A 6,000-nucleotide genomic window follows, 5' to 3' on the forward strand; every position below is an offset into this window, starting at 1 on the left:
CGTCTGAAAGCCTTCGGGGCCGGTGCGGCCCCTGCCCGGGCGGGTCGGCTCAGCCGGCCCGCCCGAGCGCGTGCCCGCCGAACCCCGGGCCGCCGCTGAGCTGGCCCTGCCACCAGTCGGCCATCGCCGCTCCGTCCATGACCGACCAGTCCGGCGCCGCGGTGACCTGGGCCCGGCCCAGTGACCGGCCCAGGTCCACCAACTCCCGCCCGGCCGGGGTCCGTTCCCGGTCGTACGCGGCCAGCAGCGGCCCCCAGGAGCGGCCGCCGAGCCGCCGCCCGGCCAGCTCGAAGGCGTGGGCGTCCTGCAGCGCCTTCACCGCGCCGCTGGTGTTGTGCGGGCGGACGACGGTCGCCGCGTCCCCGCCGATCAGCAGGCGTCCGGCGGTGCGGTACGGGACCGCCAGGTCGTAGACGGGCTGCAGCAGGGTCCGTTCGCGCGGGGTCCGCGCGATCACGGCGGCCCAGTACGGGGGCAGCTGGCGTGCGGCGAACTCCCGCATGCCGTCGAGCTGTTCGTCGCTGAGGGCGCCGGCGGCGACGGCCGTCGGGCCGTCCAGGCGCAGCCAGTCCGGGGTGGGTGCGTAGAAGACCCAGTTCACCAGGGTGCTGCCGGGGGCGAGCCCGGGGATGCGGTAGAGCACGACCTGGCCGCCGGGGTAGCAGACGGTGGCGCACTCCTCCTCCGGCCAGGCCGCCGCCCCGCCGGGCAGGTCGTCCAGCAGCGCGGCGTCGTAACTGCCGCGCCAGCACACGTAACCGGCGTACTCGGGCGCGGCCTCCGGGCAGACCGCGGCCCGGACCACCGAGCGGTAGCCGTCCGCGCCGATCACCAGGTCGTACGGGGTGCGGGTGCCGTCGGCCTGTTCCGTCCAGGCACCGCCGCGGTCGCCGCCGACGGCGGTCACGGTGGTGCCCGGCCGGTACTCCACGGCCTCCGGGGTCCGCTCGCGCAGGGTCTGCCAGAGCACCGCCCAGTGGTGCGAGTGGAACGGGAACGGCTGGACCCAGAGCGGCCGTCCGCGGCCGTCCGGTCCACCGGCCCCGCCGGTCCCGCCGGCCGGCCCCCGGGTGACCCAGCGCCGCACGGTGAGCCGGTGGCGGCGGGTGTCCGGGGGTACGTGGCCGGCGTCGACCAGTTCGGCGAAGCGGTCGTTGTGGGTGCAGATCCCCAGGCCGCGGTCCTCCAGCCGTCCCGGGCTGCGTTCCAGCACCACGACCCGCTCGGCGCCCAGCCGGGCCGCCGCCCCCGCGAAGGCGCTTCCGGCGATGCTGCCACCGACCACGGCCACCGAGCCACCCCGCACGGGCGTCCCCTTCCACGAGCCCCGTGAGGCCGGGAAGGGTCTTCCGGGCCCTTTGCGCAGGGAGTCGACGATACGCGGCGCGGCGCGAGTGCGGAGGGTAATGCGGCCGTTACGGCGGAGCTGCCGGTTGCCGGGCTATGCAACTAGTTGCATAGCCCGGCGAACGTCCCCTACTCTGCGGTAACAATCCGGGAGACCCTCCCGCCGGCCGCCCCCACAGGAGACGTCGATGAGCTCGACCCCCGGCAGCAGCCGCTACCCGCACCTGCTCAGCCCGCTCGACCTCGGTTTCACCACCCTGCCCAACCGGGTGATCATGGGCTCGATGCACGTCGGCCTGGAGGAGGCCCCCGGCGGCTACCAGCGGATGGCCGCGTTCTACGCCGAACGGGCCCGCGGCGGCGTCGGCCTGATCGTCACCGGCGGCATCGCCCCCAACGAGGCCGGCCGCCCCTGGGACGGCGGCGCCATGCTGACCACCGAGGCGGAGGCCGACGAGCACCGGGTGGTCACCGACGCCGTGCACGCCGAGGGCGGGAAGATCGCCCTCCAGATCCTGCACTTCGGCCGCTACGCCTACCACCGCGACCTCGTCGCCCCCAGCGCCCTCCAGGCCCCGATCAGCCCCTTCGTGCCCAACGAGCTCACCGCCGAGCAGGTCGAGCAGACCGTCGAGGACTTCGCCCGCTGCGCCGAACTCGCCCGCCGGGCCGGCTACGACGGCGTCGAGATCATGGGCTCCGAGGGCTACCTGATCAACGAGTTCGTGGTCGCCGCCACCAACCACCGCACGGACGAGTGGGGCGGCCCCTACGAGCGGCGGATGCGCTTCCCGGTCGAGATCGTCCGCCGGGTCCGCGAGCGGGTCGGCGAGGACTTCATCATCGTCTACCGGCTCTCCATGCTCGACCTGGTCCCCGGCGGCTCCACCCTCGACGAGGTCGTCCAGCTGGCCCAGGCCGTCGAGGCCGCCGGCGCGACCGTCATCAACACCGGCATCGGCTGGCACGAGGCCCGCATCCCCACCATCGCCACCTCCGTCCCGCGCGGCGCCTTCGCCTGGGTCACCCAGCGGGTGATGGGCGAGGTCGGCATCCCGCTGGTCGCCACCAACCGCATCAACACCCCCGAGATCGCCGAGCAGTTGATCGCCGACGGCAAGGCCGACCTGGTGTCGATGGCCCGCCCGCTGCTCGCCGACGCCGACTTCGTCGCCAAGGCCCGCGAGGACCGCGCCGACTCCATCAACACCTGCATCGGCTGCAACCAGGCCTGCCTGGACCACACCTTCAACCTCCAGATCACCTCCTGCCTGGTCAACCCGCGGGCCTGCCACGAGACCGAACTCGTCCTCGGCCCCACCGCGCTGCGCAAGTCCATCGCCGTGGTCGGGGCCGGACCGGCCGGCCTCGCGTTCGCCGTCTCCGCCGCCGAACGCGGCCACGACGTCACGCTGCACGACGCCGCCGAAACCGTCGGCGGGCAGCTGAACATCGCCCGGCTGATCCCCGGCAAGGAGGAGTTCGGCGAGACGCTGCGCTACTACCGCACCCGGCTGGCCGAGTTGGGCGTCACCCAGCGCCTCGGCGCCCTCGTCGGCGCCGAGCAGCTCGCCGCCGAGGGCTACGACGAGATCGTCCTCGCCACCGGTGTCACGCCCCGAACTCCCGCCGACATCCCGGGAATCGACCACCCCAGCGTGCTCGGCTACCTGGACGTGCTGCGCGACGGCGCCCCCGTCGGCGACCGCGTCGCCATCCTCGGCGCCGGCGGCATCGGCTTCGACGTCGCCGAGTTCCTCACCGACCAGGGCGACGAGGCCAGCCTCAACCCGCCCGTGTTCCAGGCCAAGTGGGGCATCGACCCGGAGTACCGCGAGCGCGGCGGCCTGCGCCCGCCGGTCAGGCCGACGCCCCCGCGCAGCGTCCACCTGCTCCAGCGCAAGGTCGGCAAGGTCGGCGCCGGACTCGGCAAGACCACCGGCTGGATCCACCGCACCGAACTCAAGCACCGCGGCGTGGTGATGGTCGCCGGCGCGAGCTACGACCTGATCGACGACGCCGGACTGCACTACACCGTCGACGGCGAACGCCAACTCCTGCCCGTGGACACCGTGGTGCTCTGCACCGGCCAGGAACCGCGCCGCGACCTGGAGGCGGCGCTGCGCGAACGCGGCCTGTCCGTGCACGTCATCGGCGGCGCGGACGTGGCCGCCGAACTGGACGCCAAGCGGGCCATCAAGCAGGGCACGGAACTGGCCGCCACCCTCTGACGCCGGGTGGCCGGGGGGCTACCCGGCGTACCGGGGCCCGCGGCGCCGCGCCGCGGGCCCCGGTGCCCCCCCGCATCTGTACTGACCTGCGGTGATGCGTGCCCCGCGCGCCCGGCCCGGGCCCCGGTGCGACACTGGTGCCCTGTCCCTGCCCGACCTCTCGACCGGGGGCCCGCATGTCCCTCCCGAGGCCTCTCCACGCCCTCGCCGCCGCCGTCCTCGTCGCGGCGGCCGCCCTGGGCCCGACCGCCGCCGCGAGCGCCGCCGCTCCCACGCCGGGGCTGCCCTCCGCCGACCAGCTGAGAGCCGCGCTGCTCACCGCGAACGACCTCGGCCCCGGCTACACCGAGGCCCCCGCCAGCGGCAGCCCGGGCCCGAGCGAGAACCCCACCCCCGTCCGCGGCTGCGACGCCCTCAACGCCCTGATCAACATGCACGCCACCGCCCCCGGCCCCGCCACCCCGCACGCCGAGACCGAACTCGACGGCCCGGACGGCGGCAACCCGATGGTGACCGAGGCCCTCACCGCCGAGGACCCGGCCAGGCTCGCCACCGACTTCGCCACCGCCACCGACGCGTTCAGGACCTGCCACACCATCACCTTCAACGCCGGCACCGACGCCTCCGTGACCTTCACCGTCACCCCCGTCACCCTCGGCGACTGCCAGGACGCCCCCGCCGTCCGTCTCGACGGCACCCTCGCGGGCGTCCAGCTCAGCGCCTACCTCGGCATCGAACGGTTCGGCACCGTCGGCATGGCCTACGGCTTCTTCCAACGCCAGGCCGCCGACCCCCAAGCCGCCTCCGTGCAGTACCGCACCGCCGTCGCCAAGGTCGAACGCACCCTCGGCACCACCGCGGGCACCACCACCCCACCCACCGCCCCCGCCACCACCCGGGGCATGTCGGTCTGACCGCCCGGGCCTGCCCGGAACGGCCGGCCCCCGGGAGCAACAGCGGTGCCCCGCCCGGAAGTCCGGGCGGGGCACCGTTCTCGGCGGCCGAAGGGTCGGCCGCACGGCCCTACTTGGTCTGGGCCTCGGCGTACCAGCGCTCGTTGGCGGCGCCGTTGCAGTCCCAGAGGTCCAGGGCACTGCCGTTGGTGGTGTCCCAGCCGTGGACGTCCAGGCAGAGGCCGGACGCCTGGTGGACGAGCGAGCCGTCGTACCGGCGGGTCCAGTTCTGGACCGTCGGGTCGCCGCAGAGCTGCGCGGTGACCCGGGTGCCGTTGGCGACGGGGGTACCCGCCGTGCCGAGGCAGAGCCCGGTACTGACCTTGATCTTGTTGTCCGAGGTCAGCGTGAAGTGCTGGCCGTCGCCGTTCGAGCAGTCGTTGATCGCCAGGAGGGCGCCCTGGGCGCCGCCCTGGCCGTCCAGGCACTTGGTGCCGGGGAGGGCGGAGCGGATCTGGACCGACGAGTCGGTGGTGGCGACGGTGTTCACCTGGGGGTCGGTCAGGGCGTACGGGTAGACCCGCACGTCGCTGACCGCTCCGTCGATGTAGTTGTCGCCCGGGTAGCGGTCGGAGATCGCGCCGCCGATGTTGACCGCGCCGTGGGCCTTGAAGGTGCTCGACACCTGGGTGCTGCCGACGGCGCTGCCGTTGACGTAGAGGGTGGCGATGCGGGTCAGGGCGTTGTACGAGCCGGTCAGGTGGGTCCAGACGCCGGTCTGGGCCTTGGTGCGGCCGGTCCGGTCGTAGGCGGCGAAGTAGCCACCGGTGTTGTAGTTGTCCGAGTCCGGCAGGACGAAGGTCCAGTTGCCCAGGTTCTTCGAGTACTGCAGGTAGAAGGGGCTCTGCTCCTGGCCGGTGACCGACAGGATCGTCGGGTAGCCGTTCATGTTGGTGAGGGTGTTGAGCTTCACCCAGGCCGAGACGGTGTAGCTCTGGGTGGTGTCCAGGCCCGGGGTGGTGCCGTTGGCCGCGACCGCGTTCTTGGTGCGGTACAGGGTCGAGCCGTTGAACACCGTGGCCTTGCCGGCGGTGCCGTTGTGGTCGGTCGTGAAGGCGGCCTTGGCCGGGTACGTGGTGGCCGGGTCGCCGTTCGGGTAGAGCGGGTTCTTGTCCGCGTCGCCGGTGTCGCCGCTGGTGCGGCCGTCGAGCATCCACTGGGACGGGTTGACGGCGGTGCTGGCGACGGTGCCGGGGCCGTCCTCCCACACGTAGCCGGCGGTCGGGTTGCCCGGGGTGGTGGGCCTGCCCCACCAGATGTCGATGGAGCCGTCGGCCTTGGTGCCCCAGAGGGCGGCGTTGCCGCTGCCGGTGATGTCACCGTCCGAACCGAGGGAGGTCCAGGTGCTGGTGGACGCGTAACCGATCTTGGCATTGGTGGCGATGCCGGTGAGGGTGGGGACCATCAGGGGCTTGCCGGTGGGGTCGTTGACGGGCTGGCCCTGGTTGTCGGTGGCCAGGACGGTGCCG

General features: G+C 73.6%; 4 protein-coding genes. 2 read left to right on the forward strand and 2 right to left on the reverse strand.

From position 1 onward, the window contains the following. Positions 1-49: 49 nt before the first annotated feature. Positions 50-1,306 carry an FAD-dependent monooxygenase gene (locus ACFXOZ_RS14305; RefSeq protein WP_380590316.1) on the reverse strand — a complete coding sequence of 419 codons (1,257 nt, stop codon included), beginning with the start codon at positions 1,304-1,306 and terminating at the stop codon, positions 50-52. 229 nt (positions 1,307-1,535) lie between these two features. Between ACFXOZ_RS14305 and ACFXOZ_RS14310 the strand changes: the two genes are divergently transcribed. Together ACFXOZ_RS14310 and ACFXOZ_RS14315 are read left to right on the forward strand one after the other, a co-directional pair. Next, positions 1,536-3,578 (forward strand): FAD-dependent oxidoreductase, encoded by a 2,043-nt coding sequence (locus ACFXOZ_RS14310; protein WP_380590319.1) that lies wholly within the window; start codon positions 1,536-1,538, stop codon positions 3,576-3,578. 176 nt (positions 3,579-3,754) lie between these two features. After that, the gene (locus tag ACFXOZ_RS14315; RefSeq protein ID WP_380590322.1) at positions 3,755-4,492 is read left to right on the forward strand and encodes a hypothetical protein; all 738 of its coding nucleotides are present in this window, start codon (positions 3,755-3,757) and stop codon (positions 4,490-4,492) included. Between the two features lie 109 nt (positions 4,493-4,601). Here the strand turns inward: ACFXOZ_RS14315 and ACFXOZ_RS14320 are convergent. Next, the coding region (locus ACFXOZ_RS14320) for a LamG-like jellyroll fold domain-containing protein (RefSeq protein WP_380590325.1) at positions 4,602-6,000 on the reverse strand (1,399 nt) is incomplete at its 5' end.

It is taken from the genome of Kitasatospora sp. NPDC059160, assembly GCF_042755465.1.
GTDB lineage: Bacteria > Actinomycetota > Actinomycetes > Streptomycetales > Streptomycetaceae > Kitasatospora.

Excerpts from the sequence above, each read along its gene's own strand:
- ACFXOZ_RS14310 (WP_380590319.1), top strand. The coding sequence starts at position 1,536 with ATGAGCTCGACCCCCGGCAGCAGCCGCTACCCGCACCTGCTCAGCCCG.
- ACFXOZ_RS14315 (WP_380590322.1), top strand. The coding sequence starts at position 3,755 with ATGTCCCTCCCGAGGCCTCTCCACGCCCTCGCCGCCGCCGTCCTCGTC.